At 48.2% G+C, this 25,724-nt stretch carries 21 protein-coding genes; 19 read left to right on the top strand and 2 right to left on the bottom strand.

The window, feature by feature from the left end:
- Positions 1–224: 224 nt before the first annotated feature.
- The 8 genes from AC4E8D_RS30545 to AC4E8D_RS30510 all read left to right on the top strand — a co-directional run bounded on the left by AC4E8D_RS30545 (position 225) and on the right by AC4E8D_RS30510 (position 11,508).
- Positions 225–3,320, top strand: coding sequence for an ATP-binding protein (locus AC4E8D_RS30545; RefSeq protein WP_449003671.1), 3,096 nt, complete (start codon positions 225–227; stop codon positions 3,318–3,320).
- A gap of 99 nt (positions 3,321–3,419) precedes the next feature.
- A complete protein-coding gene (locus AC4E8D_RS30540; RefSeq protein WP_339306164.1) occupies positions 3,420–4,583 on the top strand; it encodes a response regulator in 1,164 nt (387 codons plus the stop codon).
- A gap of 27 nt (positions 4,584–4,610) precedes the next feature.
- Entirely contained in the window at positions 4,611–5,957 is a 1,347-nt protein-coding gene (locus AC4E8D_RS30535) for a cryptochrome/photolyase family protein (RefSeq protein WP_339306161.1), read from the top strand.
- Positions 5,958–6,239: 282 nt separating this feature from the next.
- The gene (locus tag AC4E8D_RS30530) at positions 6,240–7,415 is read left to right on the top strand and encodes an acyltransferase (RefSeq protein WP_449003672.1); all 1,176 of its coding nucleotides are present in this window, start codon (positions 6,240–6,242) and stop codon (positions 7,413–7,415) included.
- Between the two features lie 186 nt (positions 7,416–7,601).
- Positions 7,602–7,751 (top strand): hypothetical protein, encoded by a 150-nt coding sequence (locus AC4E8D_RS30525; protein ID WP_179087885.1) that lies wholly within the window; start codon positions 7,602–7,604, stop codon positions 7,749–7,751.
- A gap of 1,286 nt (positions 7,752–9,037) precedes the next feature.
- Positions 9,038–9,439, top strand: a complete 402-nt coding sequence (locus AC4E8D_RS30520; RefSeq protein WP_047841083.1) for an HNH endonuclease — start codon at positions 9,038–9,040, stop codon at positions 9,437–9,439.
- A gap of 292 nt (positions 9,440–9,731) precedes the next feature.
- The gene (locus tag AC4E8D_RS30515; RefSeq protein ID WP_253504142.1) at positions 9,732–10,367 is read left to right on the top strand and encodes a TVP38/TMEM64 family protein; all 636 of its coding nucleotides are present in this window, start codon (positions 9,732–9,734) and stop codon (positions 10,365–10,367) included.
- Positions 10,368–10,428: 61 nt separating this feature from the next.
- Entirely contained in the window at positions 10,429–11,508 is a 1,080-nt protein-coding gene (locus AC4E8D_RS30510; RefSeq protein ID WP_449003673.1) for a DUF1835 domain-containing protein, read from the top strand.
- A gap of 277 nt (positions 11,509–11,785) precedes the next feature.
- On the opposite strand, the gene AC4E8D_RS30505 is transcribed toward AC4E8D_RS30510, so the two are convergent.
- Positions 11,786–12,304: a cupin domain-containing protein gene (locus tag AC4E8D_RS30505; protein ID WP_449003674.1), complete on the bottom strand. Its 519-nt coding sequence runs from the start codon at positions 12,302–12,304 to the stop codon at positions 11,786–11,788.
- A 152-nt stretch (positions 12,305–12,456) separates the two neighbouring features.
- Between AC4E8D_RS30505 and AC4E8D_RS30500 the strand changes: the two genes are divergently transcribed.
- Entirely contained in the window at positions 12,457–13,458 is a 1,002-nt protein-coding gene (locus AC4E8D_RS30500; protein ID WP_449003675.1) for an NAD-dependent epimerase/dehydratase family protein, read from the top strand.
- A 166-nt stretch (positions 13,459–13,624) separates the two neighbouring features.
- Here the strand turns inward: AC4E8D_RS30500 and AC4E8D_RS30495 are convergent, their stop codons facing one another.
- The gene (locus AC4E8D_RS30495; protein WP_017691655.1) at positions 13,625–13,798 is read right to left on the bottom strand and encodes a CsbD family protein; all 174 of its coding nucleotides are present in this window, start codon (positions 13,796–13,798) and stop codon (positions 13,625–13,627) included.
- Positions 13,799–14,483: 685 nt separating this feature from the next.
- Here AC4E8D_RS30495 and AC4E8D_RS30490 point away from each other — a divergent pair.
- The 10 genes from AC4E8D_RS30490 to AC4E8D_RS30445 all read left to right on the top strand — a co-directional run bounded on the left by AC4E8D_RS30490 (position 14,484) and on the right by AC4E8D_RS30445 (position 25,586).
- Positions 14,484–14,930, top strand: coding sequence for a DUF1641 domain-containing protein (locus AC4E8D_RS30490; protein ID WP_017691658.1), 447 nt, complete (start codon positions 14,484–14,486; stop codon positions 14,928–14,930).
- A 24-nt stretch (positions 14,931–14,954) separates the two neighbouring features.
- Positions 14,955–16,136, top strand: coding sequence for an NAD(P)/FAD-dependent oxidoreductase (locus AC4E8D_RS30485; RefSeq protein ID WP_036606574.1), 1,182 nt, complete (start codon positions 14,955–14,957; stop codon positions 16,134–16,136).
- Positions 16,137–16,453: 317 nt separating this feature from the next.
- Positions 16,454–17,098, top strand: a complete 645-nt coding sequence (locus AC4E8D_RS30480) for an SDR family oxidoreductase (RefSeq protein WP_127550365.1) — start codon at positions 16,454–16,456, stop codon at positions 17,096–17,098.
- Positions 17,099–17,153: 55 nt separating this feature from the next.
- Positions 17,154–17,909 carry a response regulator transcription factor gene (locus tag AC4E8D_RS30475; RefSeq protein WP_221819896.1) on the top strand — a complete coding sequence of 252 codons (756 nt, stop codon included), beginning with the start codon at positions 17,154–17,156 and terminating at the stop codon, positions 17,907–17,909.
- Positions 17,906–19,282, top strand: a complete 1,377-nt coding sequence (locus AC4E8D_RS30470; RefSeq protein ID WP_490205645.1) for a sensor histidine kinase — start codon at positions 17,906–17,908, stop codon at positions 19,280–19,282. The genes AC4E8D_RS30475 and AC4E8D_RS30470 overlap by 4 nt, the downstream gene beginning before the upstream one ends.
- Before the next feature lie 78 nt (positions 19,283–19,360).
- Positions 19,361–20,161 carry a PepSY domain-containing protein gene (locus tag AC4E8D_RS30465; protein WP_490205644.1) on the top strand — a complete coding sequence of 267 codons (801 nt, stop codon included), beginning with the start codon at positions 19,361–19,363 and terminating at the stop codon, positions 20,159–20,161.
- 230 nt (positions 20,162–20,391) lie between these two features.
- The gene (locus tag AC4E8D_RS30460) at positions 20,392–21,027 is read left to right on the top strand and encodes a PepSY domain-containing protein (protein ID WP_083684550.1); all 636 of its coding nucleotides are present in this window, start codon (positions 20,392–20,394) and stop codon (positions 21,025–21,027) included.
- A 467-nt stretch (positions 21,028–21,494) separates the two neighbouring features.
- Positions 21,495–22,898 carry an RICIN domain-containing protein gene (locus AC4E8D_RS30455; protein ID WP_490206520.1) on the top strand — a complete coding sequence of 468 codons (1,404 nt, stop codon included), beginning with the start codon at positions 21,495–21,497 and terminating at the stop codon, positions 22,896–22,898.
- Between the two features lie 233 nt (positions 22,899–23,131).
- Complete coding sequence (locus AC4E8D_RS30450; RefSeq protein WP_490205643.1) at positions 23,132–23,917, top strand: ABC transporter ATP-binding protein; 786 nt, start codon at positions 23,132–23,134, stop codon at positions 23,915–23,917.
- 1 nt (position 23,918) lies between these two features.
- The gene (locus AC4E8D_RS30445; protein ID WP_490205642.1) at positions 23,919–25,586 is read left to right on the top strand and encodes a hypothetical protein; all 1,668 of its coding nucleotides are present in this window, start codon (positions 23,919–23,921) and stop codon (positions 25,584–25,586) included.
- The last annotated feature ends 138 nt before the right edge of the window (positions 25,587–25,724 follow it).

Here is a 25,724-nt window from a genome sequence, read left to right as displayed (position 1 = left end):
CCCCAGGTCATTTCGCCCGTTCATTCCGGTGAAATTCGGCCTGGGGTTTCTTGGTGTACCAAGAGCTGGCGAAAACAGATAGAGATCCTTAAAATTATAAGGAAGTTGGCCGATTTTGATACGGAAACTATTTCCGTGAGCAGCAGAAACGTGTAACATGAATTATAGTGATAAATCGACAAAATTAGACGTCTCTCGCCATTGTGAATGGAAGGAATACATAGATGAGAAAACACTGGATTATGCTGACCATAAGTTTCATATGCATTGTCATTGTTCCGCTGGGTTGGATCGCTCAGACGTTAATTAGTGAGCGGAGTAACCCCCAGGCTGCAGATGGAAGAATTGACCTGACCCATTGGGACTTTGATCGCAAGGGTGCAGCGTCTCTAAAGGGTGTCTGGGATTTCTACCCTGGGCAGTTGCTGAGTCCGGCAGATATTGAAGCAAATGTATCCGGTCGCAAGCCTTTGCCGGCTTCGTCTGGCACTCAAGTTCCTGCCCGATGGAACAAATCTTTGGGGCAGGCGCATGGGTATGGAACCTATCATTTGCAAGTTCAGCTTACACCCCGGACGATGAAAAACGATTATGGTATACGCACGCAGAATATACGCATGGCCCACCGGGTATTTATCGATGGTAAAGAGATTGGTGGCAAAGGCCTGCCAGGAAAGACCAAGGCAACAGATATACAATTAAATCTGCCCTTTACAGGATTCACGTCCATTGAGGGCAGTACGGCTGACATTATCATTCAGGTATCAAATTATAGTTACTCGTCTGGGGGCATTGTAGCGCCTATTTTGTTTGGAGACGAGCATAGTATTCTGAAAAGTCAGCAACAAGGTTGGCTCAAGGATCTGATGGCCTTATTCGGTTTTATCTTGCCAGCCGCCTTTTTTCTACTTCTGTTCAGATTACGACGTACGGAGAAGGAGCTTCGTTTTCTCGGATTATTCAGCCTTTCTGGTGCGCTATACGCCCTGACACATGGGGAGAAGTTACTGGGTACGTTTGTACCGTTCCTGACCAATAATGAGATACTTCGGATTCAGCTCCTTAGTTCAGCCGCTGCCTATTACTTTTTGCTTCGGTATATGGATGCCCGTGTGCCAGGAGCAGTTCATCAGTGGTTTGTTCGTCTGGCTGTAGTGCTAATCGTTACCCAGACTATTGTGGGTCTTACGCTTCCTCCGACACTGTTCTCGTCTCTTGAGCTTCCCATGTTGCTGATCTCGCTTGTTGTCATGTTGTATACGCTGCGAGCCATGTTCTATTGGTTGAAAGGCCGGCCGAATGACAGCCACTTTGCACTGGTGAGTATGATGAGCATACTCATGGTTGTTGTGTTGTATACGCTTGGTGCGTTCACTACCCTAGACACAGCGTTCTTTGCGCTGATTGAACTTTTATTATTTGTATTTGCCCAGATGATAGTGACCGCAATCCGCTTTGCACAATCATTCCGAGACGTGGAAGCCCTGTCAGAGCGTTTGCTTGCCATCGACAGCCTGAAGGACGAGTTCATGGCGAACACGTCTCATGAGCTGCGAACGCCCCTCCATGGCATCATTAATATTGCGCAATCCATGCTGGAAGGGGCGGCCGGAGCAGTCACGCCCAAGCAAGCCAAAAATCTCTCCATGATTACTTCAACCGGCAAGCGCCTTTCACTGCTGGTTAACGATATTTTGGATTTTTCCAAATTAAAAAATAGTGAGATCGAGTTAAAACGGGTAGCTGTCGATCTGGAATCCGTTGCTCGTACTGTGGTTGAAGTCTCGGGTTTCACGTTTGAGGACAAGCCGGTTATATTGATTCAACAATGGCCCCAGTCGTTGCCGCTTGTTGAGGCAGATGAAGATCGCCTAAGGCAAGTTCTGTATAACTTGCTGGGTAACGCCTATAAGTACACTGAGCAGGGTGAGATTCGATTGTACGCCAGTGTGGAGGGGGATTGGGTGAAGGTATCGGTCGCGGATACAGGGGTAGGCATTACCTTGGACAAACAGGAGGATATCTTCCAGGCGTATGAGCAGAGTAACGGCACGATCGAGCGATTGAGCAATGGAACCGGACTGGGTCTGAGTATTACGCGAAAACTCGTTGAGCTTGGCGGTGGTGAGATCTGGGTTGAATCGGCGCCGGGGCAAGGTTCGACCTTTCATTTCACCCTGCCTGTTATGAAGTTGCCTATGTTGCAATCTCATTCGAAACCAGTTGCCGCCCGATATGTTGCTGCACAGGGGGCAGGGGCGAAGGAGCTTGTGACAAGAGAGTCAGATGAGCCGGATGATCTTCCGGAAGCGGAGCATACGATTCTGATTGTAGACGATGACCCCGTGAATCGACAGGTATTGCTTAACCTATTGTCGACAGAACGATATCGCGTGATTGCAGCGGACAGCGGGTCCACTGCATTGAAACTCCGTGAGGAGTTCCCGTCCATTGATCTTGTTATTACGGACTGGATGATGCCTAAGATGTCCGGGCTTGAGTTATGTCGCAAATTGCGCGAGCAGAGTTCCTTGTCGGAGTTACCGATTCTGATGCTGACCGCCCGCGGGTTGCCTGAGGATATCAAACACGGATTCCAGGCGGGAGCCAATGACTTCCTGAGCAAACCGGTGGATGCTGGTGAATTGCGTGCCCGGGTTCGGACGTTAATTGAGATGCGGAGTTCTGTGCAGGAGGCTATTCGGACCGAAATGGCCTTTTTGCAGGCCCAGATCAAGCCGCACTTTCTATATAATGCACTCAATGTTATTATCGCGACCTGTGCAGTGAATCCGGACAAAGCAACCGATCTGCTGATTGAATTGAGTCATTACCTGCGCGGAAGTTTTGACTTCCAGAACAGGGAGCAGCTTGTTCCTTTGACCAAAGAGTTGGAATTGGTGGAGTCTTACGTGCATCTGGAACAGGCCAGATTTGAGGAAAGACTCGTGGTCGAGTATGAGGTGGAACCAGACATACAGCTCTATCTGCCACCTCTCAGTATTCAGCCACTTGTGGAGAATGCCATTCGCCACGGCGTGATGGAGCGGGCAGCTGGTGGGACAGTTCATCTTAGGATTTTCCAAGAGAGTGAGCATGTAGTTGTACAGGTCCAGGATGATGGTGTTGGTATCCCTCCTGAGCGTATGGCTCAGGTCAAGTCTGGGCGCACCGAAGGTCCGGGAGGTGTCGGGCTGCAAAATATAAACCGTCGCCTGATGTCTCTATATGGTCAGGGACTGGAGATTCATAGCCATGTGGGTAAAGGCACGCAGATCCGATTCCGTATCCCTGTGCAAAAGGTGGATTATTCCAATTAATGTGCAGAGTGAAGCAATTATGGTTAACAGATTAATAAGCGGGTGCTGATAAAATCGGTATTCCTATTGAATCTTTCATGGCAGGAGGCTGAAAGAACGATGAGAGCCATTGTGATCGATGATGAGAAGCCAGCGCAGCTTCATCTGGAGCGACTACTACGAACGGACGGACGAATTACACCCGTGCAATGTTTTTCAACAGCTCGTGATGGTCTGCATTTTCTGGCAAAGGAACGTGTAGATGTTGTATTTTTGGACATTGGAATGCCGGAGATGAATGGCCTGGAAGCGGCTGAATATATACAGCAATTGGATCAGAGTATTCGTATCATCTTTGTTACGGCTTATGCGGACCATGCAGTGGAAGCATTTGAGCTGCATGCTCTGGATTATGTACTGAAACCGGTAAGCTCCGCCCGATTGGCCAAAACCATTGATCGAATTGCGGGCATAATGTTGCATACTTCCCAAGTTGCAGCCACCACCGAGGTACAGCAATCGGAACCTGTATCTGTGGAGTTGGATACTGAAGTTCCGGGGCTGCTTACGTTCAAACATCTGGATATCTACAGAAGCTTGGATCAGGGTGCCAAGAAACATAAGTGGCGCACAACCAAATCACAGGAATTGTTTGCTTTTTTGTTTCATCACAGGGAAGAATGGGTAAGCAAGGAGATTCTGCTGGATAAGCTATGGGGTGATGTTTCCCAGGAAAAGGGATTAACCCATCTACATACTTCCGTGTACCAGATTCGAAAGCTGCTTAAGGAATGGAACATGACAGGTAAGCTGGAGTACAATATGAACCGTTATCGTCTGTTATCTGGCAATCTGGTAAGTGATGTGGATCAATTTGAAAAAGCCATGGTCTACAACGTCATCACATCAGACAGTGTTGAAGACTTGAGGCATATGATTCCGCTTTATCGTGGCGATTATCTGGAAGAGCATGATTATCATTGGGCACAGGCCAAAGCAAGGGAACTCAGACGCAAGTATACAGCGCTGGTTATGGATATCGCGAGATGGGACATGGAGCATGGTCGTGGCAAGGTAGCGATTGAGCAATTAACGATATTGCAGGAACGGGAGCCTTATTCGGAAGAGATCTGTCGACTCATGATGGAAGTGTATGCGTCCATGGATGATCAGCAAGGCATACTTCGTTTATATCATTCATTTACATTGACATTAAATGAGGATCTGGGGTATCAGCCCGAGCCCGAAACAAGCAGGTTGTATCAGGACCTGACGGAGCAATAAACGTAAGTTCAGACAGGAGGGTGAGACATGAAGCTATTCATACACCGCAAAGACTTGCGTACGGATGATCTGGCCGCATTCGATTATTTGCGGGAACACCAAGAAGAGAGTGTGCATGTTCTCATCTATGATCCTTTCCTCCTGCGGCGAGGCCGAGAGAAGGAACACAGCGGTGTGAATTTCAGGCGGCATGCGGCGGAATTAGGCAGACAGTATCTTGAAGCCAAACGAAAACTGCATGTTGCTTACGGCAAACCGGCTGAAGTGGTAGATTTCATTCTGAACGAATTCAAAGGTGAGATTGACGAGATTGTGGTCCATCGGGACATGACGCCATATGCAATCGAGCGGGATAGGGCCATACGCATAGTCAGTGAGGCGCACGAGGTTTCGTTCACACAACTGACGGATCATCTGCTGATGGATCTGAATGGATTTGCCAACTTTACAGGCAAGTCGGAGCCATATAAGGTATTTGCGGCTTTCCATCGGCGGTGGGTGGAATTCATGAATGAACATCCCAACCCTCCTTCGGCAACAACGGTTGCAGCGTTGAAGGTGAGTGATCGTCAGATTGAATGGCCGGATGTAATGCAGGTACCTCCAGAGTTGCTGGAGGGCAGTGGTTCGAATGACGAGGACCCTCATCTGCTGTTGGATCAATTTTTATCGGATCGAATTGCTGAATACGGTGATCATCGGGATGAATATGAGGCTTACGAGCCGAGTCATCTCAGTTCTTACGTGGCTGTGGGGGCCGTATCCATTCGCAAGATGTATGATGCGGCGAGTCGCACCGCAGAAGCGGGGGAATGGATCAGGCAGTTGTGCTTCCGCGACTTCTATCTGTATCGAGCGGTCTATGAGAGTCACTATTTTACATATGAAAAGGTGTACGATCTCTCGACTCTCCATGATAATCACTTTGAACGGTGGTGCAAGGCGGAGACAGGCATTCCGATTATTGATGCAGCGATGACGGAACTGAATGAAACCGGACATATGCCCAACCGGCTGCGAATTCTCACGGCGATGTTTCTCACCAAAAACCTGCAATGCCCGTTCACCTTGGGTGAAGCCTATTTCAGGCGCAAGCTGAGTGATTATGATAACATTCAAAACCGTGGTAACTGGTTATGGTGTGCTTCGCTTGGTGAGAATGCGGCTCCGTATTTTCGGGTGAACAATCCAGTAACACAATCCGAGAAATATGATCCGCAAGGTGATTATATTCGCAAGTGGTTGCCTGAATTGAAGGATCTGCATAGCAAGGACATCCATCAGCCGCGCAAGGATGCCATCGTTGATCTGAAGGTATCGAGACAGGTAGCTATTGACGTGTATAAACAGATTCTGGCGAGTCGTTCGAAGTAGACTGAGTCAGGGGCGGGATGCATGCCCAAACCCAAATTTACCATTCTCATCCGTTTGATCCAATATTCATTTGGTTGAGAGCAGGATGTTCCACAGACCGCGTACTCGCGGTCTTTTTTACATATATAGACATGAAAATAGTGTGAAATGTGTTGAAAATTTAGGAATTGTTAAGAAAATGGACTATCCATCTTAAGCATTATGGCTTTTAATAGATAGAGAGCTTTATTGTATTAAGTCATATCTGACATATTGACGAACACATTAAGGAGAAACGTAAACATGAGTGAAACACTGAAAAGAGAGCGAATTCCAGAACTGAATCTGGTGCGTGCCATGGCAATTATCGGCGTACTGTGCGTGCATTCCACGTCCTATGCGACGGTGGACATGACGGGTTCAGGCTACTACTGGCTGTACAACTTTATTAATATCTTTATGAAATATGGTACGCCAACCTTTATTTTTATGAGCAGTTTTGTACTGTTCTATAACTATTATTCTCGTCCGTTGGATAAGAAACTCGTGAGTAACTTCTACAAGAAAAGATTTGTGTATATTTTGCTTCCGTATTTCCTGTTCTCATTAATGTATTTTGTGTTGCTGCATTTCACGCATTATCAGGGCCGACCTTTCGGCGAATCGGCAGTAAGTTTTATCACGAAATTGTTTACGGGCAAGGCCTATACACATCTGTACTTTGTGTTTATTAACATGCAATTTTATCTATTATTCCCATTGGTGTTATGGTTGCTTAAGAAATATCCTTCTGTGGTGAAATGGTCTGTTCCGATTGGACTATTGATTCAATGGGCATTCATCGTAAGTAATAAATATGGATTCCAGGTACCCAACAAGGGAAGCTGGGCGTTCTCGTACTTCTCCTATTTCATGCTGGGTGCTTTTATCGGGGTGTATTTCCCTAAAATCAAGCAATGGTTTGTCATCAGTCGGGCCAATGCCACCAAAGGACGCGTAGCTTCATGGATTCTGCTCTGGGCGGTATGGATCATTGCCGGACTTGGCCATGTGTATATCTATTATCTGCTGCGTCTGAAGATCGCAACGTACAACACACTGTGGTATGAATTCTTCTGGAATGTGCATACCTTTGCTTGTGCGCTGGTACTTATCCAGGTCGCTTATCTGCTCTATCGCAAAGGACCGTCACTGATCGTGAAGCCGCTAAACCGGCTTGGAGCCCTGTCGTTCGGGATCTACCTGATCCATCCCTTCTTCCTGCTGGTGTATCGTGAATTTCCACCGCAAACAGGTGTTTCCTGGTTAGTGCATCTGTGGTATGCCGGAGGATTCGGTGTAGCTCTGATCGCTTCGTGGGTTGTCGTTGGATTGACGGCAAGGTTTGTTCCATATGCATGGGTGATCTTTGGCAATCTGCCAAAACCGAAACCACGTCTCGCGCCACAACAGAACTCGGGACAATTGGACGTACGTTAAGATACATTTCCAATTAGAGGAATAGTAAACCGTTTCTTGGTCGACCTTAGGGGAGAGCGGGGAGCGGTTTTTTCGTCTATATAGATATGCTGGATGTGGGGAACGAGTGTTTCTTTTTCATGTATGAGGGGTAATCATAAGGCGGAACGATAATACATTATGGATAACAGGATTAAGGTGAATATAATGACAACATGCGAAAAATGCGGGAGACCGATGCAGGATATATTGGAATATGTGGAACACATTCTTCACGAATGCAGTGAACAGACACAGGAGTACAACTCAAAAGATTATCAGGCCTATGGCCATGAGGGTGTTCACGAGCAGATGTGATACAATAGAAAGAAACCGGATTCATACGGAACCGAGGTGACAACATGGAGACGGGTCCAGCCCCTTTCCGGCAAGGAAAGACGGAACAAGAAGCGCGACTGAGCAAAACGTGTATGTATTGCGGACAAAAGCGGCCAATGTCCGAATTCCGGCGCAGAACCGGAAAGCGGGCAGGTCCCGGAGCCAGGCGGGGAGCCTGCCGTAGCTGTCGCCAGCTTGGTGGACAGGCTGACCACGAGGCAGGTTCAAGTGTGAGCGGGCGAACGAATGAACGGATGGAGCGTCAACGGGATGGCTTGGAGACCCGTGAGGTTACTGACAGTCCGTCTGCCTCAGTGAGAAATGAGGCAGGTCGTACCTCCCATGGTATGGAGCAGGGATCTGCTACGTTGGCTGAGTCTGACAGAATTCTGGTGTCTCAACCATCAGTAGAATCGTCATCTTCGAATGACAATGAACATGCTGACTTGGTGACTTCCTCACCCTCTTCTTCGGGTATTCCGAAGAAGAGGAGAAGACGGAGGAAGAGCAAGCGATCAGAGAGCATAACGGGGAATGAGCTGAGAGAGACGAGTCTGGAGCAGGATGGTTTGGCAGGTGAGGTCTTGGTTGAGCCACAGCCAGGCGAGCACTGGCGTGGGGAAGAAGGGCATTCGCAGGGGCGTGCTTCTGCGAATGAGAAAGGCACTGCACAGCGGGCAAGCGCGCGAGCTGCCGCTGCAGTGCAGGCCGCCGAGCAAGCGGCGGCGGCCCACCAAGCTCTGCTGCCAGCTGAGCCGCAAGGCCCGGCAGCAGAGCCCATGGCTGCGGATCAACCGACCGCAGCCAAACGCAAGCGCAAGCGGCGCCGCAAGCGTGCTGCCGCGCTCGCGCCCGGCGCAGGGCAGGCCCGCAGCGTAGCTGCTGAGGCCCATGCGCCGGCACTGAGCGACCGTGGCGATGCCACCACGGTCGCTGCGCCTACGGCGGCGGAGGCAAAGCCTGCCGCCACCGGGCGCGAGCCCGGGCAAGCGCCGGGGGCTGCTGCGGAGGCAGGGCCTCCTGCGCCCGTGCGCCAGCCTGGCTCGCCAGGGTCCAAGCCGCGCCAGGCGCGCAAGGAGCGTGCGCCCAAGGCGAACGGCGAAGACGCTGCCCGCGGTGTATCTGGGCAGCGACCCGCGCATGCCAGCCGAAGCCACGGGGCTGGCACGGATGGCCGTCCCCGCCGCCAGACCCCGTCGGCCCCGGTAGCCATCGACCCGGAAGATCCGGCTTCGCTCCGGACCAACCGGCAAGGAATGGTACGGATGCGAGGCAAGACCGACAAGGGCAGACGTTGGCATCAGGAAGTGGACATGGAGCTTGCGGTCACGCTGGTCAAGGAAAAAGCCGCTGTGGTGGTCAATCGGTACACGATTCGCCGATTGTTCAGCAACAAGGATTTCAAGCGGTATATTTTAACCCGGGATCACTACACCTGTTACTTCTGTGGATCGTATGGAGATACGATTGACCATCTGCTGCCGCGTGCCAAAGGTGGACATACCACCCCGCTCAACTGTGTCTGCGCCTGTAATCTGTGCAACCAGTCCAAAGCAGCGATGGATGCCGAAGAGTTCATGCGTTCCGGTATTCCCGAATGGAATGCTGCCCATCAGGCAGAGTTGATTGAACTGGCCATGCAGGAAGCGCAGCTGGAAGAAGGATAAATACCCCCGAAGAAGGATCGGGGTTTCGATATGAAAAGCACACCAAGACCACAGAGGTCGAGGTGTGCTTTTTTTGATTTAATTTTGATTGGGGTGGGAAGTGAGTTTGCCGTGCAATAATTTCTTCAAATTGACATCGGTGTTCATTGAAGATGTACGTTATACTGGGAGGGAGTTGCTAACGAAGCTTCATCATCCATAAGAATGATGAAATGTATAGTGAACATCAAGCCTGAGAACTTAGACTGTATAGATTGGATGGATGCAGATGACCCCGGCAGCATTGGACATTATGTCATATATTACGGAAGAAAATATTCGTTTCTGGCTGGAGAAGTTTCGCTCCCTGGGCCCGTTACCGGGAATTTTGCTTACGTTTATGAAATCATTTGTACCGCCGCTTCCAACGCTGTTGATTGTGGGCGTAAACGGTGCGGTATATGGTCTGTGGGCAGGATTTATATATTCATGGATCGGCATGGTGCTCGGTTGTACCGTTACATTCCTGATCGTACGGGAGATTGGGAAATCCGCTTTTGTAGAGCGATGGGCACGCAAACCTCGTGTACAACGCAGCATGGTATGGATTCGAAGGAATGCATTCAGTTATGTTTTTCTGCTGAGTATCTTCCCGGTAGGTCCGTTTGTCATTATTAACGTGGCGGCAGGTATCGCGCGAATGCGATTGTTATCCTTCCTGCTTGCGGTGGGCTGTGGTAAAGCGATCATGATCTTCTCTGTTACGTATATCGGTTCCAATGTGGAACAATTTCTGGAGCACCCTATACGCTGGGTAGGCGTATTGCTGTTTATTGCGGTATCCCTGTGGGCAAGCCGCAAACTGGAGCGACACTTTACCCGGTCATCGTCAGATGGTGAAGATCTACATGATCTGAATCAACCAACTGGCAAATCGATTTCTTCATAAAAAATGATCAGTACGCAGTATAGGATGTCAGTAATCCTGTTAGATCGAAGGAGGACCTAACATGAATGATAATATCTATGCATTCAGCCGAACGATAAATCGTATGAGTGAAGATGAACTTCGTTCAGTACTGCGTGTGCTCTATATGAAATCAGCTCACGTGGTCAAGCGGCAGGAAGAGCAAGGTGAAAAGGTGGATTTTGCGGAAGCGGTACAGTCACTGTTTCGAAATATGGATACCCCATTTGATCTGGGTCGTCTGGAACAACAAGCTCTCGCCGAGGTTGACAAGCCAAATGAAATTCATATTACGTTTGGAGAATCACCTCTGAGTAGTCTGAAAATGGGAATGAGTACATTACCTGATCAGGAAAAACGGAGTTATTTCTCTATAGATGATAATTATGCGGTAGGGCCATTAGGTGATCTCACCCGGCGTGCAGACTTGCAACGCAGGCATCTCTGGCTGACCGAACGAATGTGTCTCAATGACCGTGAGGCATATGGCATGCATGAACTGGAATCATTATTTGATCTCGAAGCCACAATACAGTCCTTTGATTCCAAGACGTCGATCATTATCTGGTATGCGAATAATGCACGGGAGAAGACGGGACTGCTTTACGCCATGTATCTATTGCGGAACAGCGAGAGCCCCATATATCTTATCGAAACGAGTGGCTTATATAAGCAATTATTTGATAGACCTGACGTTCAATACGATGTGCTCCACACAGGCGAGATTCTTCCGGAAAAGCTTTTGGCGATGTGGCACGTCTGCTCTGAGCAAGAGCCATTGTCCAAGCCAGAGCGCCGCCAACTGGAGCAGGATTGGCTGGAACTTTCGGTACAGCCTGGGCTATTACGTATGATGGAGAATGGCGTGATTCGGAGCTTAACTGAAGATGCGTTGGACGAGTACATTATGCAGAAGGTGAGGGAACTGACACCGAACTGGGAGCCAGGCAAGTATATCCGAGCAGCTCGTATTGTGGGTGAAGTGATTGGTACAAGTAGCCAGCATATAAGTGATGCGTTCGTGGAGTACCGTCTACGGCAACTGGTGCTGCAAGGCCAACTTGAAATGGATGGAAAGCCACTTGCAATGAGGTATTACAGTATTCGGCTTCCCGAGCGCTGAAAGGGACTAAGGCTGAAACGCACGGATAGAAAAACAAGCGACGAGATCACAAAGTTTGAAATAAGACGGAAGATTTGAGCAGTTCCTTGCGCTTACAGGAAGATGATCACGAAGTGTCTCCGTTACCAGCTGTTCAGATTTAACACTTAAATAGACTGTTCCACCGGTGAGTAACTCCTACATGTCCGGGGAACAGTCTGTTTTTTTCTCATTAGGTACTAAACCAGCTTCGCTTGTGCAATATCCAATAACATTCTTCTTTATGATCATCATTGTATTAAGATTTCTTCCCATCCCAGATTTCTAGTAACGGCCCCTGCTGCCCATAGACCGGATCGGTATCCGGGATCGGAACCTCTCGGATTTCCTGAAGAGCCTTGGCACGATCGTCTTCTTCACCTGTGCGTGTGTTGTAACTCATGCCGCCCGGATAAGCACCGGCAATACGAAAATCACTGCTGGACTCCAGACGTTTATGCCCTGTCCCAGCGGGAAGCACAACAACGTCGCCTGTTTGAAGGTAAACTTTCTGACCATGTTCTCCGCCTAAAATCAGTTGCACGAATCCACTCACCACAGCAAGTGCCTCATGAGCATTACTATGATAATGATGATAATTGAACACACCATTCAACCAGCTATTTCCCCATCCATTACGGTTCAGCAACGATTCTGCATGAAGAGCCTCTTCAGCCCATACGTTTTTATACAAAAGCACAGGCAGGGTCGGATGATTGGGAATTACACCGTCATCCTGAAGGAATAACGTCTCTATGTCCTTATTCCGTTCATTCATCTCACATCACCTCACTATAAATTACCCGATAACCTCAAGGACGAACAAAAAACAATTGTAAAATGATACAAAATGTATCATTTTAAGGTTATACTCAGTACATAAACTCTCTTCAATGCACTCGTTGTATAAATCGCAAGGGGGAATCGTGTGTGAACATTGTGATTACAGGGGCTTCTGGATTTGTGGGATTTAATCTTTCACAGTATTTGGCGCAAAAGGGGCATCGAATTACCCTTCTGGATCGGGATGATTATTGTCAGAGGCTTGTTCATATCTCACCTCTGCATGAGATGCCGCTCATCTGTTGTGACCTTACAGTGGACCGGATTCATCTACCTCCAGGAACAGATTACATCATCCATCTGGCAGCCATGCCACACGTGGATTATTCGTATCATCAGCCAGGGGAAGTTTTCCGCAATAATACACTTAGCACACAGGCTATCCTGCAATATGCTACGGAACATCACATTCCAGTCTTGCTGGCTTCATCCGTTGAAGTGTATGGCGGCGATTGGGGCAGAGTCTATCACGAATCAGATCCGTATGCACCCGTCTCTCCTTATTCTGCATCCAAGGTCGCCTGTGAGATGCTTGCTCACTCCTACGCTCAATGTTACCAGCTTCCAGTCAAACTCTTTCGTTTGACCAACCTCTATGGTCCATGGCAATTACCAGACCGTATTATTCCCCGAAATTTTGGTCGGATGTTGGACGGACTGCCTCTGGATATTCAGGGATCGGCAGTGCGTGATTTCTTGTATGTAGATGATGCCCTCCGGGCCATTGAACAGATTATGCTGAAAGGCAAAGACGGACAGGTCTACAACATATCAACAGGGCTTGGAACAACCATGCAGGAGATCGGGGAGATATTGAAACCAATGGATCGATCCGTAGCTGCTGTAGAGATTCGGGAGCAAGAACCAACCCAGTCCAGAGGGTCGAGTCTAGTCGTACATTCAGGCAGATTGCGAGCTGAATTGGGATGGCTACCGCAAACCACGTTGGAAAAGGGATTGGAAAAAACCTTCCGTTGGTATCGGGAACATCCCGAATGGGTCAGACAGTTCAGCCGTGAATACCATACAACAAGGGAAACGCGCAGTTTCATTATCGATATGGCAAGATACGCAGTTCCAGCAGTATAAAAAACACAAAAAAAGCCAGGGAAGGGTGTATTGAGTAACACCTTCCTTGGCTTTTTTGCGCCTCCGTCTCACATTCGGATAACTTCCGAACACGGACGGTCAGGCTATTTTAAAACGATCTATTGCACGAAATCTTCGTGCTTTCTGAGGTCTGCATCAAAAGGATCTAGTGATCTCTTTTAACGTCGGCAATTTTATCCTGTACGGCACCTTTGGCTTTGTCTTTTTTACCCTCAGCCTGAAGGGATCTGTTATTGGTTGCATTACCGATCTGATCCTTCACTTCGCCTTTGGCCTTGTTTACGCCTGCTTTGATTTTATCGCTAGTTGAATTACTCATATCGAACATCTCCTTCGTTTCTGGTGTAGTCCTTATTAACCGGGATGTCCGTATTCTAAACGCAATGGGTTTGTGCCAAGTTTTGCATTCGTGACGCAAGAGGTTCATACTTGAAATTGAAAAGATGTCTCAATAATGGAATAAGGCAGAGCCCAACGCTGCATAATAACGACAGTGACCAATTTCGTTGCATGATTATCTTGATATTGGAAAACAATTCCTGAGCATTTGGATAAACGAATCCTTCCTTGTGTACATATCGCACATCTGGTCATATGTGATCTTGTCTTAATACCACATGTGGTAGGAATACAGATCTTGGACAGGAGGATCGGCGGCGTTAGCTTGCCTTCATGGGTTGACAAAAAAATCGATTTTGTTACAATGTTCACAATATCTTCACAAGTGTAAAAAATTTCTTTTTCATGTTCATGTGTAAGAGGTGTAATATAAGGGTATAGAGTTCGGTTTCGGCCTGCTTGTCGTTTTGTGCGTCAACACATGTTGTCCGCAATAGATCCAAGATACAATGCATGATGTGGGAGTAGCCTTGAGCTACGCTTATCCTATTGTGTGAAATTTGGTACATTTAAATGTATTCGATGTATTTTGTGGTTCGGCTCTGCTTGACAGGCATCATGAAAGTCGCGGACTTCTATCCCAAAGTAAAGGAGGACTTTCTCTTATGTCACAATCGCCTACTCAACAAGAGGTGCCAGTTACAGAAGGTGCCAACGTTTCCGAGCGCCAGTCCTTGGACGTTCTGGATCAACTGATGAAGCCTGAGGTACAGGAGTCTTTAACCGTTCTGGTGGAGAACCTGCCTAAATTGGCTGAAATGGTTACTGCTATGACAAAAGCTTATGACTTTGCACAAAGTGTAGCAACAGACAAAGTTCTGATCAGCGACACAATGAGCGCAATGGGCGAGTTCGCTAAGCCTGTTGTAGACAAAGCTAAAGGTGTAGCTTCTGCTGCCATCGAAGCCAATGACCGTGCGCAAACAGAGCAAACTTCAGTTGGCTTGTTCGCTATGCTGAAAATGCTTAAAGATCCAAACGTACAACAATCGCTTCGTTTTGCTCAATCTTTCTTGAGCATCTTGAACGAGCGTCAACAACCGAAACGTTAAGACTTAGAAGAACGGAGGATGGATATGTCGAAGCAAATTTTGATCTTGGGTGGAGGATACGGCGGTCTGTTGACTGCATTGACTGCGCGTCAATACTTGTCTCCGGAAGAAGCGACAATTACTGTCGTGAACCGTTACCCTACACACCAAATTATCACGGAACTGCACCGTCTTGCAGCGGGAAGCATTGCTGAACAAGCAGTTGCTCTTCCACTTGAAAAATTGCTGCGTGGCAAAAACGTGAACTTGAAAATCGATACGGTGGATACAATCAAGCCGGACGAGAAAAAAGTTCTGATGACCAGCGGCTCCACATACTCTTACGATGCACTTGTCGTTGCCTTGGGCAGCGAAACGGCATTCTTCGGAATTCCGGGATTGCAAGAGTACAGCTTCACGCTCAAATCGGTTAGCGATGCAAACCGTATTCGTGCACACGTTGAAGCACGTCTTGATGCTTACAAACAGTCCGGCAACAAAGCAGACGCTACGTTTGTTATTGGTGGCGGCGGCTTGACAGGTATTGAGCTTGTTGGCGAATTCGCTGACCTGCTTCCTGCTGTATGTCAAGAAAAAGGCATCGACTTCAAAGAAGTATCCCTGTACACAGTTGAAGCAGGTCCTTCCATCCTGGCAGGATTCCCGCCAGAGCTGGTTGAGCGTGCTAAATCAAGTCTTGAGAAACGTGGCGTTAACTTCATCGTTGGCGTAGCGATTACCGAGATGAAAGAAAACGAAGTTCTGCTGAAAGACGGCAGCTCCATCCCTACGAACACACTCGTATGGACAGGTGGCGTACAAGGCAACGCTGTTGTTGCTAACAGCGGAATTGAAGTGGATCGTGGCCGTGCGAAAGTTACGGAAGTTCTGCAATCGACTTCTCACAAAGACGTGTTTGTTGCTGGTGACAGCGCAGTAGTCTTCCCTAGCGAAGGCGCTCGCCCTTACCCTCCAACAGCACAATTGGCTTGGCAAATGGGTGAGACTATTGGTCACAACTTGGGCGTTATGTTCAAAGGTGGCGCAATGGAATCCTTCACACCAGTATTCTCCGGTACGCTGGGAAGTCTGGGTCGTAAAGATGCTGTCGGCATGATCGGTGGCAACCAGACTCGTCTGAAAGGTCTGCCTGCAACCATGATGAAAGAAGCAAGTAACATCCGTTACCTGGCTCATATTCACGGTTTGTTCGCACTGGCTTACTAATCTTAATGCCATTCAAGGGCGCCCTTTTGGGCGTCCTTTTTGGTTGTCACGATTACAAAGGATAACAGATATTCAGAATGAAAAAAGGTGCGGCAGAAGTGGTCAAATGTGAGGTCGCGTATAAAGTACCTAGGGGATATGGCATATTAATGGGACAACGGAAGACTTCACATTTCTTAGAGGTACTGAACAGGCATGGACATGAAGCCGGCGCTTAGAAGCGCCGGCTTTCGTTTAAATTATAGGATGAGCATCTTTAAATAAAAGGAACGGGGAGCAACAACAAGCCATCCGTTCAACTGAGAGGAGAATGACGTATGAACGTTTTAGTTATAGGAGCAAATGGGCAAATCGGTAAGTTTGTGGTGGAGCAGCTGGCACAGGAAGGCAAACATAAAGTAACGGCTATGATCCGCAAACCGGAGCAGGCGGATGCACTGAAGGAACTCGGTGCAGATGTGGTGATTGGTGACCTGGAGGGTAGTGTAGAGGATTTGGCTGAGGCAATGAAGGATCATAATGCCATTGTGTTTACGGCGGGTTCTGGCGGATCTACCGGTCAGGACAAAACACTGCTTATTGATCTCGACGGTGCGGTGAAAACGATGGAAGCCGCAGAGCAGCAAGGAATCTCCAGATATATTCTGGTCAGCGCGTATGGCGCAGATCAACGGGAGAAATGGTCAGAGTCCATTAAGCCTTATTACGTGGCGAAACATTATGCGGATCGTGTGTTGTTTGCAAGTGATCTCAATTACACGATTATACGTCCAGGTGGTCTGAAGAATGAACCGGGCACAGGTAAGATCGCAGTTGGAACCGATCTGGAGCCAGGAAGCATCCCGCGTGAAGATGTAGCCCGCGTAATCGTGGCTTCTTTGCAGGAAGAGAAGACGTACCGAATGGCCTTTGATCTAATTGCCGGGGAGCATCCGGTTGAAGATGCCTTGGGCAAATTGTAGATGTTATTGTAAGATAACGGGAGAATGAAATGATGGGGATGAGGGGGAGCGCTGCATGAACGAAGCCGTGCTGGTCATAGAGGATGAGCCCAAAATAGCACGTCTGCTGGAACTGGAACTACAGTATGAGGGGTATCAGGTGGGCAAGGCTGGTAGTGGAACAGAAGGACTGGAGAAGTATGCTGAAGGACAGTGGGATCTGATTCTGCTGGATGTGATGTTGCCTGGTCTGAGTGGAATTGAAGTGTTGCGGCGAGTTCGTGCCAAAGATGCTACGGTTCCGATCATTATGCTCACTGCCAAAGATTCTGTGGAAGACAAAGTATCCGGCCTGGATCTAGGAGCCAATGACTACATCACCAAGCCGTTCCAGATTGAAGAGCTGCTTGCCCGAGTTCGGGCTGCATTGCGGCTTAGTGCAGTAGCGTCTGTGGCTTCTTCCGCTATTTCGTCTACACCTGCTGATCCGGGGAATGGCTCTTCTGGGCATCAGGATGAAGCTGAGGCGGGCTGGTTGACGGCTGCCGGGTTGAAACTAAATGAAGGAACGCGAGAGGTATCCCGAGATGGTGTGGCCATTGAGCTTACTCCACGTGAGTTCGACCTGCTCGTGTATCTGCTTCAGAATCAACGTCAGGTGCTCAGTCGTGACCAGATTGTACAGGCCGTGTGGGGATACGATTATTATGGAGATACCAATGTGGTGGATGTGTACATCCGTTATGTGCGCAAAAAGGTGGATAACGGATTCACACCGCCCTTAATACATACCGTACGGGGCGTTGGATACGTCCTGAAGGAACAGTTATGAGCCTGCGCAGTAAAATCTACGGATATTCGTCTGTATTATTTGCTGTGCTGTTAATCGCGGTGAACCTATCCGTCTACATCGTGTTTGAACGGATGTCGATTGATAACGAAGTTAATCGGGTGGAAGCGGAAGCGGAGTCTATTGTCAAAGGAGTGCGTCAGTCTGCCGGCTCCATTCCGCCGGATGACTTGTTACGGGCGTACGCGCCTGTGAACGGCATGCTTCGGATTGTTATTGAAGACGGCACCAGTTCCCCGGTGACAACAACAGCAGCTTCCGAGCAGCTGAGCAAGCTGCCCTATAAGTATGAAAGTGAGAAGAAATCGGAGTATACCCAAGTTGAACAGATTGGTTATGTGTGGGTATCAGTCCCGGTCATCTGGCCTGATGGCGAGGTGGTGAATGTGCAGGTCACCGAGAGTGTAGCAGAGACAGAGAATCGCCTATCTGTACTGCGAACCGTGCTTGTGGCGGTCACGATTATTGCTCTCATTCCAGCCATTATCTCCAGCCGGATTCTGGCGAATCGGATGACCAGACCGATTCAGCAGATGACACGTACAATGAGTGACATTCAGTCCAGCGGCCAATTCAAGCGTCTTCCACTGGAGGAAGGGTCTAAGGATGAACTGAAAACGATGGGACAGACGTTTAACCGGATGATGGATCTGCTCGAATCCAACTTTGAACGACAGGAACGATTTGTATCTGATGCATCTCATGAGCTCAAAACTCCACTGACCATTATTGAGAGCTATGCCAGCCTGCTACAGCGGCGAGGAAAAGAGCGGCCCGAGGTATTTGATGAAGCGGTAGAAGCGATTCTGGCCGAATCGGTTCGTATGCGGGAGATGACCGAGCAACTGTTACTGCTTGCGAAGCAGCCAGAGCAGTGGAATGTGCAGCTGGAACGTGTGGATATCACGAGACTGGCTACAGACTCCACACGTGCGTTTCGCGAAGCCTATCACCGTGAAGTCCGGTGTGAAGATCCAGGTCCAATCTGGGCGATCAGCGATGAGAGTAAGCTGAAGCAGCTTTTGTTTATTTTGCTGGATAATGCCCGGAAGTATAGTGAGGATGCAATTGAAGTCAGGCTGGAAGCCAAGGGACAGGAGTGCCGTATTCGAATCGTGGATACCGGGATTGGTATGCGGGAGGACGAGCTGGAGAAGGTATTTGACCGATTCTACCGGGTTGATCCGGCCAGGACACGCAGCTTAGGCGCAAGTGGTTCAGGTCTGGGGTTGTCACTTGCCAAAGAGCTTGCAGGAGCAGTTGGAGCACGGATCGAACTGACCAGCACCGAGGGTGAAGGCACCGAGGCTTCAATTATTTTGCCTTTATCGGTTCAGAACGGGCCGCTCTCATGAAATTCTCATTCTTCTCTTATATACTGATAAGCATCAGATCAACTGGGGATGATAAGAGAGTGCATAGGGGGAAACGTGATGACAGAGCATGAGCAGCGACCACCGGAGATGAAACGGCATGAACAAGGGAACAGTGGATGGGCAAAATCGCGAAGGTCACTCTGGTGGGGTGCAGGACTTCTAGTTGTGCTGATTGTAGCAGCTGTTGTGTGGTGGAAGCCGTGGCAATCGACGGGTGCGGTACTTACGGCAGATGCGGCGGCCCAATCCGTACTGGATCAATATCCGGGTGAGATTGTGAATTCCACGTTGAAGGATGGGACGTATATCATGCAGCTCCGTTCGGAGACCGGCCTATATGATGTGCAAGTGGATGCCGTTACAGCTGCTGTGAATTCCATTAAACGGCTGGAGTCGAACCCGCAAGCGGAAGAGAAGACGTTATGGAGCCGCGAGCAGATCAAGACGGCGTTGTTAAAACAACAAACAGATAACCAATTGGTCTCGCTTGAACTTGTGGAGCAGCAAGGCAGTCCGGTATACACCGCGGTAGTAAAGGCAAAGGATAACAGCCGTGAAGAACTCACGATTGATCCATACACGGGAGAGACGATAGCTTCCAAAACAATAGCAGCCCCGACAACTGAACCAACCAAGGATGATCCCAAACCTCAGTTTCTGAGCGAGAAACAAGCCAAGCAGAAGGCACTTGCGGAGGTTCCGGGGGAAGTGGACGACATCGAACTGCGTGGAACCAACAGCGGGAATCCGTATTATCTGGTGGAAATTGATCTGGCGGATGGCAGGGAAGCCATTGTGCAGGTGAATGCGATCTCGGGAGCGATTCGATCGGTGACTTGGGATGAGGACGAGGATTAACATTTGTACAGGAATCCATTGAATATAGAGTTACACCTTGTTGGATAGATGATTCCTAATTTAGGGGTCATCTTTTTCATTTCTTTTAGATTACATACATAATGAACACTCATTAAATGAGCATTCTCTTCATTTTCTCATCAAATTCTAATCTAACTCTCGCTGATCTCTCATTCCTGCAGGTTATTCTATAAAAGTAGACGAGAACGAAAACAACAACGAGGAGATGAATGATGATGATGAACAAACATAAACTTTGGATTGGTAGCTTGTCAGCAGCAGTATTACTTGGTGGATCAGCCGTGGCGGCTAGCGGGAATGTGAACGGACAATCGGTGCAAACTACACCAACGTCAACAACACAATCTGCAACACAGAATCAGAACAGCACAGGTAAAATGCTGAATGCATCACAAGCGAAAGCGTTGGCGTTAAAAGCGGCCGATGGTAAAGTGGATGACGTGGATCTGGAGCGTAGAAACGGCCAAACGTTCTATGAAGTTGAGATCGACAGAAAAGGAACTAATGATGTTGTCGTTCGTCTGGATGCTTATACAGGCAAAATCCTTGCGGTCGTGAATGATGAAGACTACGATGATGACGACGATTATAAAGGTACTGTATCCGGCAACACGTCTAATAACTCTGCTTCCAAGCAGGTCAAATTGACGGCATCCCAAGCTTCAAACATTGCGTTGAAACAAGTTACGGGTGGTAAAGTAACCAAAGTCGAGCTGGATCATGATGATGGTCGCTATGTGTATGAGATCGAACTGAGAACTGCTCAAGGTGAAGCAGATGTAGATATCGATGCCAACACAGGTAAAGTATTATCGTTTGACCAGGATTTTGACGACCAAGATTAAGCAATAAGGGCGAGTATACGCCGTTAAAACATCATATAAAAACCTGCCTATGAACAGCCTTACACAGCTAGAGATCGTTACATCATGGAGGTGCAGGGCAGGTATAGCAGTGGACGCTTCGGGGGAAGCGTCTTTTTGCTGTTTATGGAGAGAGCGGAGTATAAAATTGTACATCTTCCGCCGGATTGTTCACTATTCGAGCGGGAACGTGGCGGATACAATCGGAATCAGGGAGGTGAAGGCCCAGCCAGTAATGCCAGGAATTTTAATGCTGAAATGCATCATCGATCGGAGGCAGAAGAGACATATCGATTTTATTTTTATGTAAGCGCTTCACTAAAAATATGGAGGTGCATTACGATATGGCTATGAACGATGGATGGTTGAAAAAGAATACACTTTCACGCCGCTTTACCCACCGCTTAAGTTATCTGCTTGTTTTACTCTTGGCACTGCAATCAATAGGGATGCTGCTTGCACCCGGACCGTATGCTTCAGCTGCTCCGCTTAGTGTAACAAACGGGATACAGTTCAAGGATACCAATGGCAATGTTGTTCATGCCCATGGGGGCGGGATGATCAAGGCAAACGGGTATTATTACTGGTTCGGGGAGAATCGTAATACAAATGGAACGTTCAAGGCGGTATCGGTGTATCGTTCATCGGATCTGAAGAACTGGGAGTATCGCAATGATGTGCTGACCAGCAGCTCGGCTACCGAGCTAAATATCTCCAACATTGAACGTCCAAAAGTCATCTATAACAGTTCGACTGGCAAATATGTGCTGTGGATGCACAAGGAGAATGGTCTTGATTATGGCGAGGCCCGAGTGGCGGTAGCTACTTCGAATACGGTTGATGGCAATTACACGTATGTGGGCAGTTATCGTCCACTTGGGTATGACTCCAGAGATATGACGGTATACAACGATAACGGAACCGCTTATCTGATCTCTGCGACCCGAGTGAATGCTGATCTGAATATATATAAGCTGACCCCGGATTTCCTGGGTGTGGAATCCCTCGTCACAACGCTGTGGCCTGGACAATATCGTGAAGCACCTGCTCTATTCAAAAAAGACGGCGTCTACTTCCTGATCACCTCGGGTGCGACCGGCTGGAATCCAAATCAGGCCAAATATGCGACAGTCTCCAGCATTACAGGCACATGGAGCGGCCTAAGCAATTTTGGAGACAGCACAACATATGGTTCTCAATCCACCTATGTTGTTCCTGTAGAAGGTTCACAGACCACATCTTATCTCTACATGGGTGATCGCTGGGCCGGTGCCTGGAGCGGACCCGTGCAGGATTCCAAGTATGTCTGGCTGCCACTCTCATTCCCGAGTGCAACTAGTCTGGCGATGAACTGGGCCAGCAGTATTACGATTGATACAGCAACAGGGACTGTGACCGGAATTAGTACATCGGATGTATGGGACCCGAATGCTTCATATCAGCTGATTAGTCGTAAGAGTAACAAATTGCTAAATGTCATTGGGGGTTCTTCCGCCAACGGTGCGGATCTGGAGCAGCGAGCAGATGGGGGGATGACAAGTCAACAGTGGCAGATTACCGATGCGGGTGGCGGTTATGTCAAAATCATCAACCGTTCCAGTGGCAAGCTAATTGGTGTGGAGAATGGTGCCACGACCGATGGGGCTGTCATTGAACAGTGGCATGATGGTGGCTGGGCCAGCCAGCAATGGCAACTCGTCCATGTAGGTGGTGGTTATTATAAACTGAAAAACCGCAGTACAGGCAAGGTATTGGATATCTCTAGTCAATCCCTGGCAGATGGGGCTGCGGCCATCCAGTGGACGGATAATGGCGGTGCGAATCAGCATTTTCAGATTGTTAAGGTGCAGTAAGACGTTTTAAATATTATAAAATAAGGTTCAGCATAAAGTGGAAGCCCTTGTCTCTTACCATAAGGTGGGACAGGGGCTTTGTGATGTATTCACGCATTTAAGTGATGCTTTTACTCGTAGGGGATGTCCAGACGATGGCTGATATCGTGACCTTTTTCCGATCATTACCATCCCAATCTGTGGTAAACTAGTAGAATTGTAGAAAAAGATAGAGACAGGAGCTGGATAACGAAGTGAGTGAACAACAAGTGCTATCCATTGAAAGCTTGCGTATGAGATACAACGGACGTTATGTGTTGAATGGCATCGATCTGGAAGTAAATCGCGGTGAGATGATTGGATATATTGGTCCAAACGGGGCTGGCAAAAGTACAACGGTTAAGATCTTACTCGGGCTGGTTGAAGGATATGTAGGCACGGTGCGAATCTTTGGTAAAGATATTGCGGATGGCGATGTAGAGTATAAGCGCAGAATTGGCTATGTACCGGAGGTCGCGGAATTATACGAACAATTAACGCCTGCGGAGTATCTGACTTTTACGGGAGAGTTATACGGTATGTCCTATGAAGATGCGGATTACAAAGCCAAGCTATTGATGGATTGTTTTGGACTGGAAAAATCATATCATTCCCGCATTGCCTCCTTTTCCAAAGGTATGCGTCAGAAAGTGCTGTTAATCTCTGCGCTGCTGCACGACCCGGATCTGTTGTTCCTGGATGAACCGCTTAGCGGATTGGATGCCAATAGTGTGATGGTGGTCAAAGAGATTTTGTCACAATTGTCAGCCAAAGGCACAACCATCTTCTATTCGTCACACATCATGGATGTGGTGGAGAAGATCAGCAGTCGAATTGTACTGATCGCTGAAGGACGCGTAGTGGCAGACGGTACGTTCAAGCAGCTCCAACAGCAATCCATGGAAGGCTCGCTGGAGGAAGTATTCAATCAATTAACGGGCTTCAATGAACATAAATCCATTGCTGAGCGTTTTGTATCCATTGTGCAGGAGGTGTACTGATATGGAGGAATCCTCAGACTTCCGTACACTCCAGATTCTGGATCGCTTTCGTCCGCTCATCGCCAAAACAGGGGCGGATTATGATGTGCTGCGCCTGATCTTGCGAGTGAAGTTCCAGATGGATCAACGTAGAGTACCTACTATTTTATCCAACAATTCAGGGAAAAAGGAGCGCAAGGAAGGTAATCAGTTTCTTCGATCCCTGTGGTTGTATGGATTAATGGGACTGATGATGGTTCCCTTCGTCGTCTGGGATACGGGGCATTTTATGCTTCAGATGGGTCTTGTATTTGGCATTTTAATGTTTATGATCATGACGTCCATGATCTCGGATTTTTCTTCCGTACTGCTGGACATTCGGGATCGCAATATCATCATGACGAAGCCCGTTAATGGGCGAACGGTAGGTATGGCCCGAGCCATCCACGCAGGCGTATATCTGCTATTGCTGACGGGTTCATTAACCGGTATACCGCTAATTGCCGCGTTGGTGACGCATGGGATCGGATTCTTTCTGATTTTTCTTGTGGAACTGATTCTGATCAATATGTTAATTCTGGTGACAACGTCCCTGATCTATCTGTTCATGATGAAGTTTCTGGATGGCGAGAAGCTGAAGGATATGATCAATATGGTGCAGATTCTGCTATCCGTGGGGATTGCGATCGGTTATCAGCTGGTCATTCGTTCGTTCAGCATTATTGACTTTGGTATGGTATTTACCCCGGCTTGGTGGCAGTTGCTGTTACCTCCGTTATGGTATGCGGCTGCATATGAATGGTTATTTGCAGGGGGCGGGAATGTGTGGATCTATACGTTCACAGCACTGGCAGTCTTGGTTCCTGTCGTGAGTATGATCGTATATGTGAAGCTTATGCCTTCCTTTGAATTGTATTTGGAAAAAATGGCACATTCGGGTCAGTCCTCCGGACGCAGACGTGGAAGATGGGATCGGTTGATCTCCAAGGTGGTCAGTCGTTCGAGAGAGGAGCAGGCTTGCTTCCGTCTGTCAGCCAGCATGATGCGTAATGAACGGGAATTCAAGCTGAAGGTGTATCCATCGCTTGGTTTATCATTTGTTTTACCTTATGTATTTTGGTTTACTGAATTGCAATCTTCTAGTTGGGCGGAGTTTAGACAAAGTTCGTTTGTATACACCTTTTACATCGTGCTGATGCTGGTTGTAACGGTTGTAGTCATGCTGAAATTTTCAGGACAATATAAGGCATTCTGGACTTTTCGCGCTGCACCGATGGCGAATGATAGCGCGTTATATAAAGGAGCTCTAAAGGCATTCTTATGCAACATGTTCCTGCCTATATTTCTGGCAAATGCCATTTTGTTCACCTGGACATTTGGATTACGTATACTGCCAGATATTGCGATAATTATGCTGACGGCTACGGCGCTTGTCCCACTGGCAGGCAAGTTGTTGCTGCGTAAGCCGCCGTTCTCCCAGTCCTTCAGTATGGCGCAGCAAAGTGATGGCTGGTATGTATTCGCCGCCCTTCCTGTGCTTGCTATGTTATGGGGAGTCCATGTCTTTTTCCGCTCGGTATCGGGGGGCGTATGGATCTATGGTGCGTTACTGATCGTAGCGAATGTGTTGCTGTGGACGCTACTGTTTCAGGAGAAGAAGACAGCGAAGAAGAGGCCGGTTGCAGTTTGAGAATAGAGTAGTAGAGAAAGAGAGTAAGAGCGCTAAACGATAAGAGAGGGTAAAAGAGCTAACCGGGACACTTACGTCTAGGTTAGCTCTTTTGATAAGTGATACTACCCCATAGAACCTCGTCCGCAGCGCTAACGA

This window comes from Paenibacillus sp. SRL342 (assembly GCF_984798905.1).
Note: the sequence above shows the minus strand (reverse complement) of the source record. Positions and strands in the feature narration are given on the sequence as shown.

Bases quoted from the DNA above. Each gene is read 5' to 3' on its own strand.
- AC4E8D_RS30515 (WP_253504142.1), top strand. From the start codon at position 9,732: ATGTCATATATTACGGAAGAAAATATTCGTTTCTGGCTGGAGAAGTTT.
- AC4E8D_RS30490 (WP_017691658.1), top strand. From the start codon at position 14,484: ATGTCACAATCGCCTACTCAACAAGAGGTGCCAGTTACAGAAGGTGCC.
- AC4E8D_RS30535 (WP_339306161.1), top strand. From the start codon at position 4,611: ATGAAGCTATTCATACACCGCAAAGACTTGCGTACGGATGATCTGGCC.
- AC4E8D_RS30455 (WP_490206520.1), top strand. From the start codon at position 21,495: ATGCTGCTTGCACCCGGACCGTATGCTTCAGCTGCTCCGCTTAGTGTA.
- AC4E8D_RS30540 (WP_339306164.1), top strand. From the start codon at position 3,420: ATGAGAGCCATTGTGATCGATGATGAGAAGCCAGCGCAGCTTCATCTG.
- AC4E8D_RS30475 (WP_221819896.1), top strand. From the start codon at position 17,154: ATGAACGAAGCCGTGCTGGTCATAGAGGATGAGCCCAAAATAGCACGT.
- AC4E8D_RS30465 (WP_490205644.1), top strand. From the start codon at position 19,361: ATGACAGAGCATGAGCAGCGACCACCGGAGATGAAACGGCATGAACAA.
- AC4E8D_RS30480 (WP_127550365.1), top strand. From the start codon at position 16,454: ATGAACGTTTTAGTTATAGGAGCAAATGGGCAAATCGGTAAGTTTGTG.
- AC4E8D_RS30530 (WP_449003672.1), top strand. From the start codon at position 6,240: ATGAGTGAAACACTGAAAAGAGAGCGAATTCCAGAACTGAATCTGGTG.
- AC4E8D_RS30485 (WP_036606574.1), top strand. From the start codon at position 14,955: ATGTCGAAGCAAATTTTGATCTTGGGTGGAGGATACGGCGGTCTGTTG.
- AC4E8D_RS30445 (WP_490205642.1), top strand. From the start codon at position 23,919: ATGGAGGAATCCTCAGACTTCCGTACACTCCAGATTCTGGATCGCTTT.
- AC4E8D_RS30470 (WP_490205645.1), top strand. From the start codon at position 17,906: ATGAGCCTGCGCAGTAAAATCTACGGATATTCGTCTGTATTATTTGCT.
- AC4E8D_RS30460 (WP_083684550.1), top strand. From the start codon at position 20,392: ATGATGATGATGAACAAACATAAACTTTGGATTGGTAGCTTGTCAGCA.
- AC4E8D_RS30545 (WP_449003671.1), top strand. From the start codon at position 225: ATGAGAAAACACTGGATTATGCTGACCATAAGTTTCATATGCATTGTC.
- AC4E8D_RS30525 (WP_179087885.1), top strand. From the start codon at position 7,602: ATGACAACATGCGAAAAATGCGGGAGACCGATGCAGGATATATTGGAA.
- AC4E8D_RS30495 (WP_017691655.1), bottom strand. From the start codon at position 13,798: ATGAGTAATTCAACTAGCGATAAAATCAAAGCAGGCGTAAACAAGGCC.
- AC4E8D_RS30520 (WP_047841083.1), top strand. From the start codon at position 9,038: ATGCGAGGCAAGACCGACAAGGGCAGACGTTGGCATCAGGAAGTGGAC.
- AC4E8D_RS30510 (WP_449003673.1), top strand. From the start codon at position 10,429: ATGAATGATAATATCTATGCATTCAGCCGAACGATAAATCGTATGAGT.
- AC4E8D_RS30505 (WP_449003674.1), bottom strand. From the start codon at position 12,304: ATGAATGAACGGAATAAGGACATAGAGACGTTATTCCTTCAGGATGAC.